This is a genomic window from Stenotrophomonas sp. 89682_Sma, assembly GCF_056481405.1.
Genome location: NZ_CM151147.1, coordinates 3,084,298 through 3,103,663, shown reverse-complemented (window position 1 = coordinate 3,103,663; position 19,366 = coordinate 3,084,298). Strand labels below are relative to the sequence as shown.

At 67.0% G+C, this 19,366-nt stretch carries 21 protein-coding genes; 12 read left to right on the top strand and 9 right to left on the bottom strand.

What is annotated here, in order from left to right; genetic code table 11:
• Window positions 1–4: 4 nt before the first annotated feature.
• The gene (locus tag ACZK29_RS14435) at window positions 5–454 is read right to left on the bottom strand and encodes a carboxymuconolactone decarboxylase family protein (protein WP_107379880.1); all 450 of its coding nucleotides are present in this window, start codon (window positions 452–454) and stop codon (window positions 5–7) included.
• Between the two features lie 36 nt (window positions 455–490).
• Entirely contained in the window at window positions 491–1,387 is an 897-nt protein-coding gene (locus tag ACZK29_RS14430; RefSeq protein WP_111205084.1) for an RNA polymerase sigma-70 factor, read from the bottom strand.
• A 147-nt stretch (window positions 1,388–1,534) separates the two neighbouring features.
• Between ACZK29_RS14430 and ACZK29_RS14425 the strand changes: the two genes are divergently transcribed.
• From ACZK29_RS14425 to ACZK29_RS14415, 3 genes are all read left to right on the top strand, one after another.
• Window positions 1,535–3,052 (top strand): fumarate hydratase, encoded by a 1,518-nt coding sequence (locus tag ACZK29_RS14425; protein WP_010486788.1) that lies wholly within the window; start codon window positions 1,535–1,537, stop codon window positions 3,050–3,052.
• Between the two features lie 122 nt (window positions 3,053–3,174).
• Window positions 3,175–3,513, top strand: a complete 339-nt coding sequence (locus ACZK29_RS14420; RefSeq protein WP_111205085.1) for a hypothetical protein — start codon at window positions 3,175–3,177, stop codon at window positions 3,511–3,513.
• Between the two features lie 58 nt (window positions 3,514–3,571).
• Entirely contained in the window at window positions 3,572–4,207 is a 636-nt protein-coding gene (locus ACZK29_RS14415) for a glutathione S-transferase family protein (protein WP_478446185.1), read from the top strand.
• 179 nt (window positions 4,208–4,386) lie between these two features.
• On the opposite strand, the gene arsC is transcribed toward ACZK29_RS14415, so the two are convergent.
• The 3 genes from arsC to ACZK29_RS14400 form a co-directional block, all read right to left on the bottom strand.
• Window positions 4,387–4,728 carry an arsenate reductase (glutaredoxin) gene (gene arsC / locus ACZK29_RS14410; RefSeq protein WP_111205086.1) on the bottom strand — a complete coding sequence of 114 codons (342 nt, stop codon included), beginning with the start codon at window positions 4,726–4,728 and terminating at the stop codon, window positions 4,387–4,389.
• Window positions 4,728–5,882: a phospholipase A gene (locus ACZK29_RS14405; RefSeq protein WP_005413953.1), complete on the bottom strand. Its 1,155-nt coding sequence runs from the start codon at window positions 5,880–5,882 to the stop codon at window positions 4,728–4,730. The genes arsC and ACZK29_RS14405 overlap by 1 nt, the downstream gene beginning before the upstream one ends.
• Before the next feature lie 119 nt (window positions 5,883–6,001).
• A complete protein-coding gene (locus ACZK29_RS14400; protein WP_111205087.1) occupies window positions 6,002–6,487 on the bottom strand; it encodes a DUF456 domain-containing protein in 486 nt (161 codons plus the stop codon).
• 236 nt (window positions 6,488–6,723) lie between these two features.
• Between ACZK29_RS14400 and ACZK29_RS14395 the strand changes: the two genes are divergently transcribed.
• Window positions 6,724–6,933 carry a cold-shock protein gene (locus ACZK29_RS14395; protein ID WP_005410290.1) on the top strand — a complete coding sequence of 70 codons (210 nt, stop codon included), beginning with the start codon at window positions 6,724–6,726 and terminating at the stop codon, window positions 6,931–6,933.
• A 73-nt stretch (window positions 6,934–7,006) separates the two neighbouring features.
• On the opposite strand, the gene ACZK29_RS14390 is transcribed toward ACZK29_RS14395, so the two are convergent.
• Together ACZK29_RS14390 and ACZK29_RS14385 are read right to left on the bottom strand one after the other, a co-directional pair.
• Complete coding sequence (locus ACZK29_RS14390) at window positions 7,007–7,501, bottom strand: glycine zipper 2TM domain-containing protein (RefSeq protein WP_005410289.1); 495 nt, start codon at window positions 7,499–7,501, stop codon at window positions 7,007–7,009.
• 136 nt (window positions 7,502–7,637) lie between these two features.
• Window positions 7,638–8,072: a cytochrome c gene (locus tag ACZK29_RS14385; RefSeq protein WP_111205088.1), complete on the bottom strand. Its 435-nt coding sequence runs from the start codon at window positions 8,070–8,072 to the stop codon at window positions 7,638–7,640.
• Window positions 8,073–8,152: 80 nt separating this feature from the next.
• Between ACZK29_RS14385 and ACZK29_RS14380 the strand changes: the two genes are divergently transcribed.
• A complete protein-coding gene (locus ACZK29_RS14380; RefSeq protein WP_478446184.1) occupies window positions 8,153–8,977 on the top strand; it encodes a tRNA threonylcarbamoyladenosine dehydratase in 825 nt (274 codons plus the stop codon).
• Between the two features lie 31 nt (window positions 8,978–9,008).
• Here ACZK29_RS14380 and ACZK29_RS14375 read toward each other — a convergent pair whose 3' ends face one another.
• Window positions 9,009–9,782: a TatD family hydrolase gene (locus ACZK29_RS14375; RefSeq protein ID WP_111205090.1), complete on the bottom strand. Its 774-nt coding sequence runs from the start codon at window positions 9,780–9,782 to the stop codon at window positions 9,009–9,011.
• Window positions 9,779–9,997 carry a DUF6116 family protein gene (locus tag ACZK29_RS14370; RefSeq protein ID WP_005410285.1) on the bottom strand — a complete coding sequence of 73 codons (219 nt, stop codon included), beginning with the start codon at window positions 9,995–9,997 and terminating at the stop codon, window positions 9,779–9,781. Before ACZK29_RS14370 ends, ACZK29_RS14375 begins: the two co-directional genes overlap by 4 nt.
• Before the next feature lie 163 nt (window positions 9,998–10,160).
• Between ACZK29_RS14370 and ACZK29_RS14365 the strand changes: the two genes are divergently transcribed.
• From ACZK29_RS14365 to ACZK29_RS14335, 7 genes are all read left to right on the top strand, one after another.
• Window positions 10,161–11,003, top strand: a complete 843-nt coding sequence (locus tag ACZK29_RS14365) for a glycine zipper 2TM domain-containing protein (protein ID WP_049429434.1) — start codon at window positions 10,161–10,163, stop codon at window positions 11,001–11,003.
• 124 nt (window positions 11,004–11,127) lie between these two features.
• Complete coding sequence (locus ACZK29_RS14360) at window positions 11,128–11,670, top strand: GNAT family N-acetyltransferase (RefSeq protein WP_106550913.1); 543 nt, start codon at window positions 11,128–11,130, stop codon at window positions 11,668–11,670.
• A 176-nt stretch (window positions 11,671–11,846) separates the two neighbouring features.
• A complete protein-coding gene (locus ACZK29_RS14355) occupies window positions 11,847–12,503 on the top strand; it encodes a glutathione S-transferase family protein (RefSeq protein WP_111205100.1) in 657 nt (218 codons plus the stop codon).
• A 62-nt stretch (window positions 12,504–12,565) separates the two neighbouring features.
• Window positions 12,566–14,845 (top strand): transketolase C-terminal domain-containing protein, encoded by a 2,280-nt coding sequence (locus ACZK29_RS14350; RefSeq protein ID WP_164147345.1) that lies wholly within the window; start codon window positions 12,566–12,568, stop codon window positions 14,843–14,845.
• Between the two features lie 3 nt (window positions 14,846–14,848).
• Window positions 14,849–16,792: an asparagine synthase (glutamine-hydrolyzing) gene (gene asnB / locus ACZK29_RS14345; protein ID WP_111205092.1), complete on the top strand. Its 1,944-nt coding sequence runs from the start codon at window positions 14,849–14,851 to the stop codon at window positions 16,790–16,792.
• A 66-nt stretch (window positions 16,793–16,858) separates the two neighbouring features.
• Window positions 16,859–17,419, top strand: a complete 561-nt coding sequence (locus ACZK29_RS14340) for an NADPH-dependent FMN reductase (protein WP_099603905.1) — start codon at window positions 16,859–16,861, stop codon at window positions 17,417–17,419.
• A gap of 347 nt (window positions 17,420–17,766) precedes the next feature.
• The gene (locus ACZK29_RS14335; protein ID WP_005410278.1) at window positions 17,767–19,197 is read left to right on the top strand and encodes a replicative DNA helicase; all 1,431 of its coding nucleotides are present in this window, start codon (window positions 17,767–17,769) and stop codon (window positions 19,195–19,197) included.
• The last annotated feature ends 169 nt before the right edge of the window (window positions 19,198–19,366 follow it).

The following is a 19,366-nucleotide window of genomic DNA, read 5'->3' as shown; positions in this document are numbered from 1 at the left end:
CCCTTTACGGCAGCGGCGGCAGCAGCCCCGCACCCAGCCGGTTCCAGGCATTGATCACGGCGATGCCCATGCTCAGGTCGCTGATGCCCTTCTCATCGAAGTGCGGCGCCAGTGCATCGAACGCCGCCTGCGACGGCGCGCCGTCGGTCAGCCGGGTCAGTGCCTCGGCCCAGCCCAGCGCCGCGCGCTCGCGTGCATCGAAGAAGCGGCTTTCATGCCAGGCCGGCAGCGTGTCCAGCTTGCGCGGCTCGATGCCGCCCTTGCGCAGCGCCGTACCGTGCATGTCCATGCAGTAGCCACAGCCGTTGAGCTGCGACACGCGCAGGAACACCAGTTCCATCAGGGTCGGGTCGATCGAGCTGTCATGCACGGCCTGGCTGGTGGCCAGCAGGCCCTTGAAGGCCTCGGCGGCCAGGCGGGTGTAGGGGACGCGGGGAGAAGTGTGATTGGACATCGGGGGCTCCACGGCGGCCACGATGGCCGCCTTTCACTACCAGGACGCCGCAGCGTCGCCGCGCGTGACAACCCCCGGCAGCTTTTCCGGATTCAACACGCTGTACACGTTGGCGATGCGGCCATCGACCACCTCGATGGTGGTGACCGAGTGCAAGCGATCACCGACAAAGCGCAGGATCGCCGGCTCGCCGTTGACGTAACCCAGCTGGGCCGGATGCACCGCGCCACGGCGGGCGATGGCCCAGAACAGGCGGCCGATGCGCTCGGCACCCAGCAGCGGGCGGATCGCTGCGGTAACCACGCCGCCGCCGTCGGACACCAGCAACGCGTTGGTGTGCAGCAGGGCCTGGATCGCCTCGCTGTCGCCGCGCTGCGAGGCATCCATGAAGCGTGTGAGCAGCTGCCGGTGCTGGCTGGCATCGGCGTTGAAGCGCGGCCGTCCGGCCTGCAGGCGCTGCCGGGCGCGGTGCACCAGCTGCCGGCAGTTGGCCTCGCTGTGGCCGATCAGCTCGGCAATCTCGCGGTAGTCGTGGTCGAAGGCCTCCTTCAGCAGGAAGGCGGCGCGTTCTTCGGGGCCGAGCTGTTCGAGCAGGGTCAGGAAGGCGACCGAGACCTCGTCGGCCAGCGCATGCAGCTGGGCCGGGCCGGGCGAGGGGTCAGGCTCCAGGGTGACCGCCAGCGGTTCGGCCAGCCAGGGGCCGACATAGTGGACACGCTCGCGCTTGGCCGCTCGCAAACGGTCCAGGCCGAGTCGTGTGGTGGTGGTGACCAGCCAGGCCTCGGCATCGCGAACCCCGGCCGGATCGGCGCCGGACCAGCGCAGCCAGGCATCCTGGACCACGTCTTCGGCATCGGCGCGGCTGCCGAGCAGGCGGTAGGCCAGCGCCATCAGGCGCGGGCGGTGGGTCTGGAAAGCGGTTTCGGCGTTCATGTGGGCAAGGACGCCGCAGTGGCGCGTGGCGTGACAGAGGGCTTGCGCGGATATTGCCGGCCAGCGGCCGGCACTGCCACCCGGCGGCCGGGGGAGGGGGTAAAATGGGCGGATTACCCCCGCCAGCCTCCAGCAAGCGAGCAAGTCGTGACATCGATCAAGCAGGAAGACCTCATCCAGTCCATCGCCGACGCGCTGCAGTACATCTCGTACTACCACCCGGTCGACTACATCAAGAACCTTGCCGCCGCCTACGAGCGCGAGGAGTCGCCGGCCGCGAAGGAAGCGATGGCCCAGATCCTGATCAATTCGCGGATGTGCGCCGAAGGCCACCGTCCGATCTGCCAGGACACCGGCATCGTCACCGTGTTCCTGGAAATCGGCATGGACGTGCGCTGGGACGACGCCACCATGGGCGTGGAAGACATGGCCAATGAAGGCGTTCGCCGCGCCTACATGCACCCGGACAACAAGCTGCGCGCCTCGGTGCTGGCCGATCCGGCCGGCAAGCGCATCAACACCAGGGACAACACCCCGGGCGTGGTCAACGTCAAGGTTGTGCCGGGCAACACGGTCGACGTGATCGTCGCCGCCAAGGGCGGTGGCTCGGAAGCGAAGACCAAGTTCGCCATGCTCAACCCGTCCGACTCGATCGTCGACTGGGTGTTGAAGACCGTGCCGACCATGGGCGCCGGCTGGTGCCCGCCGGGCATGCTTGGCATCGGCATCGGTGGCACCGCCGAGAAGGCGATGCTGCTGGCCAAGGAAGCGCTGATGGAGCCGATCGACATCACCGAGCTGCAGGCCCGTGGTGCCTCCAACCGCATCGAAGAGCTGCGCCTGGAGCTGTACGAGAAGGTCAACGCGCTGGGCATCGGCGCACAGGGCCTGGGCGGCCTGACCACCGTGCTCGACATCAAGATCAACGATTACCCGACCCATGCGGCCAACCTGCCGGTGGCGATGATTCCGAACTGCGCTGCGACCCGCCATGCGCATTTCACGCTGGATGGCAGCGGCCCGGTGATGCTGGACCCGCCGTCGCTGGAAGACTGGCCGAAGCTGACCTACGACGCGTCCAAGGGCACCCGCGTGGACCTGGACACGATCACCCCGGAAGACGTGGCCAGCTGGAAGCCCGGCCAGACCCTGCTGCTCAACGGCAAGCTGCTGACCGGCCGCGACGCCGCGCACAAGCGCATGGTCGACATGCTCAACAAGGGCGAGGAACTGCCGGTCGACCTGAAGGGTCGCTTCATCTACTACGTCGGCCCGGTCGATCCGGTGCGCGACGAAGTGGTGGGCCCGGCCGGCCCGACCACCGCCACCCGCATGGACAAGTTCACCGAGCAGGTGCTGGCGCAGACCGGCCTGCTGGGCATGGTCGGCAAGGCCGAGCGCGGCCCGGCCGCCATCGAGGCGATCAAGAAGCACAAGTCGGCCTACCTGATGGCCGTCGGTGGCTCGGCCTACCTGGTGTCCAAGGCGATCAAGGCCGCCAAGGTGGTCGGTTTCGCCGACCTGGGCATGGAAGCGATCTACGAGTTCACCGTGCAGGACATGCCGGTGACCGTGGCGGTCGATTCCACCGGCGAGTCGGTGCACAAGACCGGTCCGCGCGAATGGCAGGCCCGCATCGGCAAGATTCCGGTGGTGGTGGAGTAAGCCTTCCACCCCGGACCAGACAACGGCGCCCGCGTGGCGCCGTTGTTGTGTGGGCAGAAGGATTAACGCGCCTGTAGCCCTTGCTCTGCTACGGTCGGCACACCCTCGCACAGGACGTGTCCATGGCCCTGCATCGATTCATCGTGGTAGGCGTGCTGCTGGCCCTGGCCGGCTGCAGCACCCCTGCGTCGTACGAAGGCGCGGATTTCCCCGCATCAGCGCAATGCCGCGTGCAGTGCCAGGCCGGCTATCGCAGCTGCGTGGCGCAGAATGACTCCCTCGGCAGCCGCCAGAGCAATTGCGAGCAGCAGGTGGTGCCGGCGCCGGACAAGCGCTGCAAGGACGTGGACAACCCGGACCTGCGCCGTGCCTGCGAACTGAAGGCGCATGACTGCACGATGCGCGCACCGATGATGTCCTGTGGCGAACGCCGGGATTCCTGCATGAGCAGCTGCGGCTGAGCAACGATCGCGCGCGTGGGCGCATAATCGGCGGATCCACCTGCACAGGATCTTCCGCATGAGCACCACGCTGTATGGTTCGACCAGTACCGCCGCCCTGGTCGTGCATTGGCTGCTGATCGAGCTGGGCATCGAGCATGAACTGGTGCTGCTGGATTTCGACACGCGCGAGCACAAGTCGGCGCAGTACCTGGCGCTCAATCCGGCCGGTGTGGTGCCGACACTGCTGATCGATGGCCTGGTACTGACTGAAGCGGCGGCCATCGCGCTGTACCTGGCCGATCGCCATCCGGACGCCGGCCTGCTGCCCGCGGTAGGTACACCACAGCGCGCCGATGCCTATCGTTGGATGTTCTGGTGCGCCAATACGCTGCAGCCGGCCTACCGTGCCTGGTTCTATCCGAACGAGGTGGCGGGCGAGGCGAACGTCGAGGCCAGCCGCGAGATGGCACGTCAGCGCCTTGAAGCGGCCTGGCAGCATGTCGCCACGCACCTGCAGTCTCATGGTCCGTACCTGCTGGGCGCCACGCCCTGCGTGGTCGATTACATGCTGGTGATGCTGATGCGCTGGTCGCGCAACATGCCCAAACCCAGCGACACCTGGCAAGTACTGAAGGCGCACGCCGCGTCGATGAAGGCGCGCCCGGCGTTCGCCGAGGTGTACCGCCGCGAAGGCATCACCGACTGGCTGTAAGCCAGCCGGGGAGGAGGGCTAGGACCCCGTTTGGGTAGAGTCGACTGTCAGTCGACTATCGCACGCAGTGCGGGCGTTTCCGCGGATGCATATGAAGGATGGGGAGGGAGTCGACTAACAGTCGACTCTACCAACAGTCGACTCTACCAACACGCTCCGCTACGCGGCGGCGAGGCGGGTTACAGGATCTCCAGCACTGTTTCCGGTGGACGGCACAGGCGTGTGCCCTTGGAGGTGCGCACCACGGGGCGGTTGATCAGCCGCGGGTGTTCGGCCATCGCCGCCAGCAGCGTGGCCTCGTCCGCACCTTCCAGGCCCAGTTCGGTGAACTGCGCTTCCTTGCTGCGCACCAGCGCCTGCGCGTCCAGCCCGGATTCGGCCAGCACCTGGCGCAGCACGGCGACGTCCGGCGGGCTGTCCAGGTAGTCGACCACCACCGGCTCGAAGCCAGCATCACGTATCAGCTTCAATGCGCCGCGCGAGTTGCTGCAGGCCGGGTTGTGCCAGATCGTCACGTGCATCAGAACCACTCCAGCAGGGACACGCCCACGCCCACGTAGGTGGCCTTGTGGTTGTAGTCGATCAGGCTTTCGCCGTAGCCGTCGAACACCTGTACATGGCCGCGCAGCAGGTTGCTGATCGGGAAGCCGTAATCCAGCTGCAGGGCACCGTGCGAGCGGCTGCCGGTGCGCAGCGAGTGGCGCGCCATCAGCGAGACCTCGTGACCGTTGCGGTTCCAGGTCAGGGTCGCATCACCGCGGCCCATGTAATCCTCGATGTCCGGGTTGTTGTCGTCGCTGCGGGTCTCGGGAATGCGGTACCAGGGGCGCAGCACCAGCGCCCAGTTCTCGCGGTCCAGGCCGATGTTGAGCATCACCCGGTTCCAGCTGCGCGACAGCGGGTCGGCGCGGCCGTTGGACTGGTGGTTCAACGCGATGCCGGTCATGCGCCCGCGCCAGCCACCGATCGAGTAGCCGTTGCGGAACACCATCATCACTTCCGGCTCGTAGTTGGTTTCGCGGAACGGGCGCGAATCCTCGCCGTTGTAGGCCTGCCAGCGCGAGCTCTGGGTGTAGCCGGCCCAGATGTCGCCGTTGTCGCCGAACAGGTTCTCGGCGATCTTGGTCTTGAAGCTGATCTGGAACTTCAGTTCGGCACTGTCCAGCACCTGCGGCGTGGTGACCGTGTTGGCCGGGTTCGGCGAGTGCGGCGTGGTGTTGCGGTCGCTGGTCCAGAACGCCGGCAGCAGGTACACCGGCTTGTAGGCGCGCAGCTGGAACGGGCCGAGCTTGGAGTCTTCGGCCAGCTCCCAGCGGCTGTCCAGCAGCGAGCCTCGGCCGGCATTGGCCAGTGCGCTGTCAGGGGCCGCTGGACGGAACAGGTCACTGACCCGCTCGCGCAGTTTCTCTTCGCCCTGGCTGACGCGTGCAGTCTGGCGTTCTTCGCGACGGGCCTGCGCGGCTGCCTCGGCCGCAGCGTCGGCCTCGGCGGTGGCCTGCGGGGTACGCCCGAACTGGCGGTCATAACAGGCCAGGCGGGCAGCATCGGTGGTAATTGCCGCGCACGCGGCCGGCGAGGCTTCGGCACTGGGCGCGAACTCCTGCGCGGCCAGCGGCGCACTGGCTAGGGCCAGCGCCAGCGGCGCGAGACGGGGAAGCAGCGGAGACAGGGTCATTGCAGCAGGCCCTTAGGTGAATACGGGAATCGCACAGTGTGGCGGCTGCACCGGTTCACGGCCAGCCCCCACGGTTTATGCACGGGCACCGCGTGCGCGCGGCGTGAAGGCAGTGCGGGTTACAGGAACCAGGCGAAGGCGAACAGGCCGAGCATCGCGATCACCACGGCCAGTTTCAACGCCAGGCCGAGCAGGATACCGAGCCAGGTGGCCAGGCCCACCTTGGTCGAGCGCCCCAGTTCGCGGGTGTGCCAGTACTCGCCGGCCAGGGCGCCGATCAGGGGGCCTGCAAAGAGGCCGATCGGCATGAAGAACAAGCCGACGATGCTGCCGACGAACGTACCCCACAGTGCCTTGCGGCTGGCACCGACCCGCTGCGCACCCACCACCGTGGCCAGCACGTCCACCAGCAGCGAGAGGACGGTCAGTACGCCCAGCGCGACCAGGGTCGGCCAGCCGACGTGGGTGAAGCCGTCCGCCCAGGCCGCCAGCAGCAGTCCGATGAACACCAGCGGGATGCCGGGCAGGGCCGGCAGGATGATTCCGGCGATGCCGACAAGGACAAAAATGACCGCTAGCAGATATAAGATGAATGAGAGTTCCATGCTGTCCCGTATGGTCGCCGTTTTGGGGTTGACAGTGAAAGATTTTGCCAGTTGCTTTTTCGTTTTGGGCGGGTTAAGTTGCAGTCGCTGAGCTTGGCAAGGTCACCGTGGATCGTGGCCTGATGAAGCAAGATCTTCCCGATCCGCTGCATCGATGCACCTCGCTTCCCCCTTGCTTGTCAGCCGCCCACCAGGCGTTTCCAACAACAAGAGAGAGTCACCAGGGAGTTAGTGAGATGTCTGATCGCGAGACCGGTACCGTCAAGTGGTTCAACGATGCAAAGGGCTTCGGCTTCATCAGCCGTGAAAACGGCGAAGACGTGTTCGTGCACTTCCGTGCCATCCAGACCCAGGGCTTCAAGAGCCTGAAGGAAGGCCAGAAGGTCACCTTCACCGTCGTGCAGGGCCAGAAGGGCCTGCAGGCCGACGCCGTGCAGCCGACCTGATCGCGCTGCAAGCCGTCACATGAAAAAGGCCCGCGCAAGCGGGCCTTTTTCTTTGCCGTCGGCCCGGTGCAGGTCAGCGCAGGATGACCTTGCCGTTGACTACGCGCACATAGGTGTTTTCGCGGATGCCGCCGAGGTCGCGCTGGTTGACCACGATGGTGCGGCCATCATCCATGCGCACGCTGATGTCGTAGGTATCACTGGTAACGTTCTTCTGGATCTGGTTGCCGGCCAGCGCGCCACCGACCGCGCCTGCGGCCGCAGCGATGTTCTTGTTGCCACGGCTGCCACCGGTGTGATCGGAGATCTCATGGCCGGCCACGGCACCGACGATGCCGCCGAGGATGGCGCCGGTCGCGCTGGGCGCGGTGCGGCCCGAGGGCACGGTGTTGATGCGGGTGACGATGCCGCAGTCGGCGCAACGGCCCTGGTTGTAACCGCCGTTGTTGCCGTAGCCACCATTGTTGTAGCCGTTGTTGTAACCACCGCCACCGTAGCCGGGCGAGGTGGCACAGCCAGCCAGGGCGAGGGTAGCGATGGCGCTGGCGGCAATGAGCTGGATCTTCATGGAGCGTCTCCTGGCCGTGAAGGCGGGTGCGTTGGGTGGTACTGCGTCATGCAGCAGGGTGGACGAATCCTCTCCTTTCGAACGTGAACAAGGTGCCAACCAGGCGTGCCTTGCCCGGCTACAGGATGAATGCGCGTCAGCGGAAGTCCTGGTGGCAGGCCCGGCAGTCGGCCAGCACGGTTTCCACCACCTTGGCCAAGGCGGCGCAGTCACTGGGCGGCGCCGCCAGTGCGGCGTTGAGGTTGCCGCGCAGCTGGCTGGCGTGCTGCTGGAACCGGCTATTGTCCTTCAGCCCGGGAAAGGCCAGGTCGAGGTCGTTGGACAGAAGGCGCAGGGCCTGCAGCCGCGGCACGCTGTCGGCCAAGCTGCAGCGGTTCTGCTGCTGGGCCTGCTGCAGCAGCTGCGATTGCCGCTGCATCACCTGCATCAGGCTGTCCGGGAACGGGTCGCGGCGGGCCTGCAGGGCGCGGCCGACCATGACCGTGGCAACCAGGCCGATCAGCAGGCCCAGGCACAGCACGAACAGGTAGCGATGGGCAGTGGACGGGCGGCGGGGCGGGCTGGCGTTCATGGCGGGCTCTCCGGGCGTGCAACGGTGGGTTCGATGCCGGCGCGCTGTAGGCGCTGGCGCCTGCACGTTAAAATAGCCGGATGAACGAACAGGTCAAACAACGCTTCGCCGGCATCGAACGGCTGTATGGCGTAGGTGCGCTTGAGCGCCTGCAGGGCAGCCGCGTGGCGGTGGTGGGCATGGGCGGGGTCGGCTCGTGGGTGGTGGAAGCGCTGGCGCGTTCGGCGGTCGGCCACCTGACCCTGATCGACGCCGATGACATCTGCGTGTCCAACACCAACCGGCAGCTGCCGGCGATGGAGGGCAACTACGGCCGCAACAAGGCAGAGGCAATGGCAGAGCGCTGCCGCGCGATCAACCCGGACATCGAGGTCGATGCCGTGCAGGCGTTCCTGACCGTGTCCAACATGGCCGAGCTGCTGGACCGTGGATTCGACCTGGTGATCGATGCCTGCGACAGCTTCCGGGTCAAGGTCGAGACGATCGCCTGGTGTCGTCGCCGCAAGCTGCCGCTGCTGACCGTGGGGGCTGCTGGTGGTCGCACCGATCCGACCCTGGTGCGGATCCGCGATGTCTCGCGCACCGAGCATGACGCCATGCTGGCGCTGATCCGCAAGAAGCTGCGCAGCGAGTTCAATTTCCCGAAGAACGCCAAGCGCTATTTTGGCGTTCCGGCGGTTTACTCGCTGGAAAACGTGAAGTATCCGCAGGCCGATGGCAGCGTCTGCGGCATCCGCCCGAACCTGGGTGCGGATGCGGCACTGAAACTGGACTGCGGCGCAGGCCTCGGTGCGGCAACGCACATCACCGGCGCGTTCGCGTTCGCTGCGGTGGGCAAGGCGCTGGAAATGCTGCTGGAGCCGAAGAAGGTGAAGGCCGCGGTGGCTGAGGCCGGCGAGGTCTGATGGATCGTGCCGACCGAGGTCGGCACGACCGTCAGATGGCTGGCAGGCCGAACAATCGGCGCGCGTTCTCCGTCGTGGCATGTGCCACGGCTTCAACGTCCATTCCGCGCAGTGCGGCCACGTGACGGGCGATGACCGCCAACCGCGCCGGTTCGTTGCGCTGGCCGCGGATGCCGGCATCGGGCTGATCCGGTGCATCGGTTTCCAGCAGTAGTTGTTCCAGCGGCATCCCGCGCACCAGGCGCTGCAGCCGTTGCGCGCGTTCGTAGGTCAGTGGACCGCCAAGACCAAGCAGGAAGCCTTGCCGATGCAGCTGCGCGGCCTGTTCCGGGCTGCCGGAAAAGCTGTGCACCACGCCACGCAGGCCGCCGATGCGACGGATCGCGGCAATGACGGCATCCACCGCGCGTCGCGCATGCACGATCACTGGCAGCTCGAACTCGCGGGCCAGTTCCAGCTGGCCGATGAAGTACGCCTGTTGTGCCTCTGCGTCCAATCCCTCGACGAAGAAATCCAGCCCGCATTCGCCGATCGCACACGGTCGTTCGCGCTCGATCCACTCGCGCAGCAGCGGCAGATGGTCGGGCCGGTGCTCGGCCAGGAACATCGGATGCAGGCCGTAGGCCGGGTACAGCCCCGGTGCCTGCCGGCAGACCTCGCGCAGCTTCGGCCAGCTGGCGGCGGTGACGGCCGGGACCACCTGCTCGCGCACGTCTGCGGCGCCTGCGCGCTCGATCACCGCCGTGCGGTCAGCATCGAATTCACTGGCATCCAGATGGCAGTGGCTGTCGACCAGCGGGCTCAACGCTGTTCCAGCGGCGGCGGGGCAGGGACTGTATTGCGGCTCTTCCAGTTGGCCAGCAGCAGGGTACCGAAGCCCAGTACCAGCTCGTCGACGAACGGGATCGGGTCGGGGATGAACAGGGTCAGCACGAACAGGCCGGCGGTGAGCTTGAACAGGGTGGGGTAGCGCAGCCGGCGGGCCCATTGCAGTACCGGCAGCAGCATCGGGTTGGCCATGGCGGGAATCCTCGTGGGGAATATGCAAACGCTACCACGGGCCCAGCATTTCCCGATGCTGAATGGGTTATCGGAATGAGCAGGAAATGTGGAGATTCCGTTCAGGCAGCGCATGCTGCAATCTGACCCGAGAACGTTGCGGATGGTCCGCAAGGAGCAGGTCATGAAAAGCACAACTACAACTGTCCTGGTCGCAGCGGGCGCGCTGCTGGTCGGTGGCATCGCCACCGCCGCCTTCATGAAGAGCGGCGACAAGTCGCCTGATTCCATCAGCGCCGGAACCCCCAACGGTGAATCACGCCTGGTTGACGGCAACGCCGTTGACGATGGCGCACGTGGTGACAAGCTCGATCCGTCTGCGCCGCGCGGGCTGGAATATGCCGACGTGCTGAAGGTCGACCCGATCACCGAGAAGCAGAAGGCCTACGCCACCGTGATCGGCACCGATGCCGTGCGCGAGACTTCCACCACCCAGACCCCGCACGAGGTCTGCCAGGACGTGACCGTGCAGGAGCGCCTGCCGGAGCGTGACGGCAACGTCGGCGGCACCGTGGTCGGCGCGGTGGTCGGCGGCCTGCTCGGTAACCAGGTTGGCGGTGGCAACGGCAAGAAGGCCGCGACCGCAGCTGGTGCCGTGGCCGGTGGCTTCATCGGCAACCAGATCGACAAGCGCCACGTGGGTGGCCGCGTGGTCAACCGCACCGAGCGCCAGTGCCACACCGAGACCGCGACCTCCGAGTCGAGCCGTGTTACCGGCTACAACGTGACCTACCGCAACGAGGACGGCACCACCGGCACCATGCGCATGGCCAGCAAGCCGGGCAACCGCATCGCCATGGGCACCAATGACGTGGTGAAGGGCTACAACGTGACCTACCGCTACGATGGCGCCGAGAAGACCGTGCGCATGGACAACAAGCCGGCCAGCGATCGCCTGCCGGTGGTCGATGGCCAGCTGGTCACGCAGACCGCTGCTGCCGGCGCCACTGCGGCTACGCGCCAGTAATCCAGAACACCCTGCTGTACCCGACGGGCCGGCTCATGCCGGCCCGTTCTTTTGTGAGCGCGGGCATTCATCCGTGTGGACGCGGAATCCACCATCATGGTGGCCCCTTCGACATGGAGTCGGCATGAGCATCTTCGACCTGCGCATCGAAACAGAGCGCCTGATCCTGCGCCCGCTGCTGCGCGAGGACTACGAACCTTACCTGGCGTTCTGCGCCGACGAGGAAACGATGCGCACCCTGGGTGGCGTGCAACCGGCGTCGGTGGCATGGCGCGGTTTCTGCAGCCTGGCCGGCGCCTGGCAGCTGTTCGGCTTCTCGATGTTCAGCGTGATCGAAAAATCCAGCGGGGAATGGATCGGGCGGATGGGCCCCTGGCAACCGCAGGACTGGCCGGGTACCGAGGTCGGCTGGGGCATCCGCCATGCCAGCTGGGGCCGGGGCTATGCGCCGGAAGCGGCCGTCGCGGCGATCGACTGGGCCTTCGATACGCTGGGTTGGGACGAGGTGATCCATACCATCGCCGAGAACAACGACAACTCGCGGGCGGTCGCGCGCAAGCTGGGCAGCACGTTGTTGCGGATGGGCGAACTTCCACCACCGTACAACGACAAGCCGATGCAGATCTGGGGCCAGTCGCGCGAACAGTGGCGGCAGCGCGCGCGCTGAGCGCTGCCCGGTAGTGCCGGCCGCTGGCCGGCAACCTTGTTGCAGCAGGATTCGTGCGATTGCCGGCCAGCGGCCGGCACTACCGTGTTGCCATGCTGCACCCGCGCTTGGCATTCCCTGGCGCACTTGCCAGACTGCACGCAGCCGGCCGCCGGCCGGATTCGATGGAGCAGGCAATGGTGGAAGAGCGCGTCCCACTGACGGTGCATGGCATGTCGGTCTCGGGCAATTGCCACAAGGTCCGGCTGCTGCTTGAGCAGCTCGGCAGCCGTTACCGCTGGGTGGAGGTGGACAGTGCCCATGGCCAGACCCACACGCCCGAATTCCTGGCGCTCAACCCGAATGCCAAGGTGCCGCTGATCGTCCGCGACGACGGCCGCGTGCTGACCGAATCCAACGCGATCCTGTTCTGGCTGGCAGAAGGCACGCCTTACCTGCCCAGCGATGGCTGGGAACGCGCGCAGGCATTGAGCTGGATGTTCTTCGAGCAGTACACGCATGAGCCGTGCGTGGCGGTGGCGCGCTTCATCCGCGGCTGGACGGCGCCCGACTCGCCACGCCGTGCCGAACTGCCACGCCTGCACGAGCGTGCCGCCACCGCGTTGGCGGTGATGGAGCAGCACCTGCGCGAAGCACAGTGGTTCACCGGCAGCGGATACGGCATCGCCGATATCGCCCTGTTTGCCTATACCGACGTGGCGGGCCAGGGCGGAATCTGCCTGGAGCCGTTCCCGGAGGTTCGCGCCTGGCTGCAGCGGGTGCGCGCGCAACCGCGGTTCATGCCGATGCCGGCGGTGACCGCCGAGGTGCAGGCGCGTTTCGAGGCCGCGTAACGCCCGGAGGGTAGCGCCGGGCCACGCCCGGCGGAATGCAACAACGACACGGAGGGTGTTCGATGTTCGCAGTGGTTCCCGATCCGATTCCCGCACGCATGCGCGTGCTCAACCGCGCCGAGGTGTGCGACGCCAATTTCCTTGAGGCAGTGCGCGGGTGGCGGGGCACGCCAGGCACGCGACCTGCGCCGGATGCGCCGATCCTGCCGGGCAGTACGCTCACCGCCGCTGCGTTCGATGAACTGTTCGATTCGCAGCTGGCCAGCCGCCAGCTGGACCTGATGGCACGCGTCCTGCGCGTGCAGAACAAGGTCTTCTACACCATCGGTTCTTCCGGCCATGAAGGCAACGCGCTGCTGGCGCGGGCCTGCAGGCACACCGATCCGGCGTTCCTGCACTATCGTTCCGGCGCCTTCATGGCCGAGCGTTCGCGGCAGGTGCCGGGCATCGACCCGCTGCGCGATGCCGCGCTCTCGTTCGCTGCCAGTGCCGAGGATCCGGCCAGCGGTGGCCGCCACAAGGTGTGGGGCAGCAAGCCGTTGTGGGTGCTGCCACAGACCTCGACCATCGCCTCGCACCTGCCCAAGGCGCTGGGCACCGCGCTGGCCATCGAGAGTGGCAAGCGCTTGGGGCAGGCGCTGCCGGTTCCGCCCGACAGCATCGTGCTGTGCTCGTTCGGCGATGCTTCGGCCAACCACGCCAGCGCGCAGACCGCCTTCAATACCGCGATGTGGTCGGCCTACCAGAAGCTGCCGGCGCCGATCCTGTTCGTCTGCGAGGACAACGGCCTGGGCATCTCGGTGAAGACCCCCGACGGCTGGATCGCCGAGCGCTTCAGCCATCAGCCGGGGCTGGACTATTTCTTTGCCGATGGCCTGGATCTGGCCATCGGCCACGCGCAGGTACAGGCGGCGGTGGAGCACTGCCGGCGCACCCGGCGGCCGACCTTCCTGCATCTGCGCACCACGCGCCTGATGGGTCATGCCGGTACCGACTTCGAAGTGGAATGGCGCGCGCTGCCGGAGCTGTGTGCAGCCGAAGCCCAGGACCCGCTGCTGCGTTCGGCGCAGATCGCACTTGAGTCAGGCTGGATGGATGCGGCCGCCATCGAAGTGGCCTACGAGACGATGCGCGCGCGCTGCATGGCCGCCGCCGCCGATGCCGAAGGCAGTGCGAAGCTGCAGTCGCTGCGGGAGGTGATGGCGCCGCTGGCACCCTACACGCCCGCAGCGGTGCAGGCCGAAGCGCAGCGCGAGGTCGCTGCCGAAGCGCGCGAGGCACTCTATGGTGGTGCCGAGGCATTGCCCGAACGACAGGCGCCGCGGCATCTGGCGATCCAGATCAACCATGGCCTGCAGGAACTGCTGGCCAAGTATCCGCAAAGCCTGTTGTTCGGCGAGGACGTGGCGCAGAAGGGCGGTGTCTACACCGTCACCAAGGATCTGCTGCGCCGCTTCGGGCCGCGCCGGGTGTTCAACACCCTGCTGGACGAGACCATGATCCTGGGCATGGCACAGGGCCTGGCCAACATGGGCATGCTGCCGATTCCGGAAATCCAGTACCTGGCCTACCTGCACAACGCCATCGACCAGCTGCGTGGCGAGGCCTGTTCGCTGCAGTTCTTCTCCAACGACCAGTACCGCAACCCGATGCTGGTGCGGGTGGCGGGGCTGGGCTACCAGAAGGGTTTCGGCGGCCATTTCCACAACGACAACTCGATCACCGCGCTGCGCGACATCCCCGGGCTGGTGGTCGGCTGTCCATCGCGCGGCGACGATGCCGTGATGATGCTGCGCACGTTGGCGGCGCTGGCCCGGGTGGATGGGCGGGTGGCCGTGTTCCTGGAGCCGATCGCGCTGTACATGAGCAAGGACCTGCACGCACCCGGCGATGGCCAATGGCTGTTCGACTACCCGGCCCAGGGGCAGGCGCTGGTACAGGGCGAAGGACGTGTCTACGGGCCGGAGGCCGGCGATCTGGTGGTCTACACCTACGGCAACGGCGTGCCGATGGCGCTGCGCGCGGCGCCGGCCATCGAGCAGCAGCTGGGCTGGCAGGTGCGGGTGGTGGACCTGCGCTGGCTGGTGCCGCTGGATGCCGGCTTCATTGCCGCCCAGGCCGCCAGTGCGCGGCGTGTGCTGGTACTGGACGAAGGACGCCACAGCGGCGGAGTCGGCGAGGGGGTGGTCACCGCGCTGGTCGAGGCCGGTTTCGGCCACCTGCCGCTGCGCCGGGTCTGCGGTGCCGATACCTATACCCCGCTGGCGGGGGCAGCAATGTTCGGGCTTCCAAGCGACAATGCAGTGATTGGCGCCGCCCTTGAACTGGCGCAGGAACCCTGATGCATGTGTGGATTGGCGGGAATGTTGTTGCCGGCGCCGTTGGCGTCGGACGAGGTGCTGCAGGCGCAGGTCCTGGCCATGGGCGAGGCACTGCACCACCGCGGGCCGGATGATGGCGGCAGCTGGGTCGACGCCACGGCCGGCATCGCGCTGGCGCATCGCCGCCTGAGCATCCTCGACCTGTCGCCGCTGGGGCACCAGCCGATGGCCTCGGCCGATGGCCGTTACGTGATGGCCTACAACGGCGAGGTCTACAACTTCGCTGCCCTGCGTGCCGAACTGGAGCCGCTGGGGCACACCTTCCGTGGCCATTCGGATACCGAGGTGCTGCTGGCAGCGATCCTGCAGTGGGGTATCGAGGACACCCTGCAGCGCTGCAACGGCATGTTCGCCATTGCCCTGTGGGACCGCCAGCAGCAGTGCCTGTGGCTGGCCCGCGACCGCGTCGGCAAGAAGCCGCTGTACTACGGCTGGGCCGGTGACACGCTGGTGTTCGGCTCTGAACTGAAGGCGCTGTGGCAGCACCCGGCGTTCGACAACGACATCGACCGGGATGCACTGACCCTGCTGCTGCGGCTGGACTACATTCCTGCACCGCACAGCATCCACCAGCGCTGCTACAAGCTGATGCCCGGGCGCGTGCTGCGGCTGGACGCCGAAGCCGTAGCGGCGGGTGCGGCCGCGCACCGCCCGGAGCAGGCACAGCGCCCCTACTGGGATGCGCGCGCGCGCATGCAGGCCGCGCTGGCGGCTCCGTTCCAGGGTCGCATCGAGGAGGCCGAGGAACAGCTGGACACGCTGCTGCGCGATGCGGTCGCGCTGCGCATGGTGGCCGACGTGCCGGTGGGCGTGTTCCTGTCCGGCGGTACCGATTCGTCGCTGGTGGCGGCGCTGATGCAGGCGCAGAGCGGGCAGCCGGTGCACAGCTTCAGCATCGGCTTCACCGATTCGGGCCACGACGAGGCACCGCTGGCCAGGGAACTGGCCACGCATCTGGGTTGCGACCACACCGAGCTCTACGTCAGCGGCGCGGATGCACTGGCAGTCGTGCCTCAGCTGCCGGCAATGTTCGACGAACCTTTCGCCGACGCTTCGCAGGTGCCGACCGCGCTGGTCGCGCGCCTGGCGCGGCAGGGCGTGACTGTGGCGTTGTCGGGTGACGGCGGTGATGAGCTGTTCTTCGGCTACACCCGCTATGTGCGCGCGCTGCGCAACTGGCAGATGCTGGGCCGCGTGCCGGGCCCGCTTCGGCGCTGGATGGGCGCGCGCGCGCAGCAGCAGGGCGAGGCCTCGCGGACCGGCGGACTGGCCGCGCTGCTGGCCGAATCCGGCGCGCGTGGCATCGGCGACGTGTACCGCAACCGCATCTCGCGCTGGCGCGATCCGGCGGCGGCAGTGCCGGGCGCGCAGGCTGCCGGCAGCTTCTACGACCTGGCCGATCCGTTGCACGGCGCCGGCACACCGGCCGACGCGATGATGCTGGCCGATTACGTGACCTACCTGCCGGATGACCTGCTGTGCAAGGTCGACCGCACCTCGATGGCAGTCAGCCTGGAGGCACGCGCGCCGCTGCTGGACTGGCGCGTGGCCGAGTTCGCCTGGTCGCTGCCGCTGGGCTTCAAGCGCAGCGAAACCACCAGCAAGGTGCTGCTCAAGCGCGTGCTTGGCCGCTACGTGCCCCAGTCCATGGTGCACCGGCCCAAGCGCGGGTTCGGTGCGCCGGTCAGCGATTGGCTGAAGGGCGACCTGCGGCCGTGGGCCGAAGACCTGCTGCAGCCGGCACGCCTGGAGCGCGAGGGAGTGCTGTCGGCGTCGGCGGTGCAGCCGCTGTGGCAGCAGTTCCTGGGGGGCCAGCGCAAGTGGCATACCCACCTGTGGAACGTGCTGATGTTCCAGGCCTGGCAGGCGCATTGGCGGCAGGTGCGGGCCGGCGCGACCGGCGGCTGATCTTCACCGGACGGCACGGGCCCGGCGTCTACGCTGGGCCTCCCGCACCGTGAGGAGTATGTCCCGATGTCCGTCCCCACCATCGCCGTGTTCGTCGGCAGCCTGCGCAAGGATTCCTGCAACCGCAAGCTGGCCCATGCGCTGGAGAAGATCGCTGGCGACCGCGCGCGCTTCCAGTACGTGCAGATCGGTGATCTGCCGCTGTACGACCAGGATTTCGATGGCCAGTACCCGCCGCAGGGCACCCGGCTGAAGGATCAGGTGCGTGCCGCCGACGCGGTGCTGTTCGTGACCCCCGAATACAACCGGTCGGTGCCGGGCGTGCTGAAGAACGCCATCGACATCGGCTCGCGCCCCTACGGTGACAGCGCGTTTGCCGGCAAGCCGGCGGCGGTGATCGGCGCCTCCATCGGCCAGATCGGCACCGCCGTGGCCCAGCAGCACCTGCGCATCAGCCTGGCCTTCCTGGACATGCACGTGCTCGGCCAGCCCGAAGCGTTCATCCACTTCAAGGACGGCCTGATCGATGCCGACGGCACGATCCACAACGAGGGCACGCAGAAGTTCCTGCAGGGCTACGTGGACCGGTTCCTGGCACTGATCGCGGTGCACGTGAAGGGCGATTGAGACCGATGGGGCCACAGCCCTCTGCGTTGCAGAGGGATCCGACCCCAACCACGCCCGGGGTCGGATCCCGGCGCGCAGCGATGGGCCCTGACCCCACGTCCCGCTGAGCGGGCCAGAGCGCGTGCGCTGCACGGAATCCGACCCTGGCCGCGTGATCTGCGATAATGCCCCACTCGGGCGTCGCAACGGCGCCCGTCGCAGGCACTGCGACGCCCCCGCGCCAGAGTGGCCAGGCACTGGCGGATATCCCCCGTTTCTCCACGGCTTATCCACAGGCTTGTCCATGGCTGCCGGGGTCGGCGCATGCCTACACTCGTCCGGCCCACTTTTGCAGGAAACACCGCAGCATGTCCGCTCGTTCCGGCTTCCGTTCCAACCGCAGAGAGCGCGGTGATGGCTTCGATCGCGATCGCGACGAATCGCGTATCGACCAGCTGCGCGTGCCCCCGCATTCGGTGGAAGCCGAGCAGGCGGTGCTGGGTGGCCTGATGCTGGCGCCGGAGGCCTATGACCGGGTCAACGACCAGCTGACCGAGGGCGATTTCTACCGCCGCGACCACCAGATGATCTACCGCGCGATCCGCGAGCTGTCCGAGCGTGAGCGGCCGTTCGACGCGGTGACGCTGGGCGAGTGGTTCGAATCGCAGGGCAAGCTGGAGCTGGTGGGCGATGGCGCCTACCTGATCGAGCTGGCGAGCACCACGCCATCGGCGGCCAACATCGTGGCCTATGCCGAGATCGTGCGTGACAAGGCGGTGCTGCGGCAGCTGATCCAGGTCGGCACCGACATCGTCAACGATGGCTTCCAGCCCGAAGGCCGTGACAGCAGCGAGCTTCTGGCATCGGCGGAAAAGAGCGTGTTCGCCATCGCCGAGCAGGGGGCACGCGGACGTACCGACTTCGTGGCCATGCCTGGTGCGCTGAAGGATGCCTTCGAGGAGCTGCGCAACCGCTTCGAGAACGGCGGCAACATCACCGGCCTGCCGACCGGCTACAACGACTTCGATGCGATGACCGCCGGCCTGCAGCCGACCGACCTGATCATCCTCGCCGCGCGCCCGGCCATGGGCAAGACCACGTTCGCACTGAACATCGCCGAGTACGCGGCGATCAAGTCGAAGAAGGGCGTGGCGGTGTTCTCGATGGAAATGTCGGCCTCGCAGCTGGCGATGCGCCTGATCTCCTCCAACGGCCGCATCAACGCGCAGCGCCTGCGTACCGGCCAGCTGGAAGACGAGGACTGGAGCCGCGTCACCAGCGCGATCAAGATGCTGAAGGAAACCAAGATCTTCATCGACGATACGCCGGGCGTGTCGCCGGAAGTGCTGCGTTCCAAGTGCCGCCGCCTCAAGCGCGAGCACGATCTGGGCCTGGTGGTGATCGACTACCTGCAGCTGATGAGCGTGCCGGGCAACAGCGAGAACCGCGCGACCGAAATCTCGGAAATCTCGCGTTCGCTGAAGGGCCTGGCCAAGGAACTGCACGTGCCGGTAATCGCGCTGTCCCAGCTCAACCGCTCGCTGGAAACACGTACCGACAAGCGCCCGGTGATGGCCGACCTTCGCGAATCGGGCGCAATCGAGCAGGATGCGGACATGATCGTGTTCATCTACCGCGACGATTACTACAACAAGGAAAATTCGCCGGACAAGGGCCTGGCCGAGATCATCATCGGCAAGCACCGTGGTGGCCCGACCGGTTCGTGCAAGCTGAAGTTCTTCGGCGAATACACCCGCTTCGACAACCTGGCCCACGACTCGGTCGGTTCGTTCGAGTAGCGATGGTGCCGGTCGCCGGCCGGCACCATCTCCCGGCCGGCCAACCATTCGAAACGCCAGTGTTCCGTATGTGGCGTGTAAATGACATGTAACGCGACGCTTCTACGATTCCGCCGCTGCTGCCCTTCGACGTCGCCCTTCGGCGTCCAGCGTGCCCAAGGAATCCGCC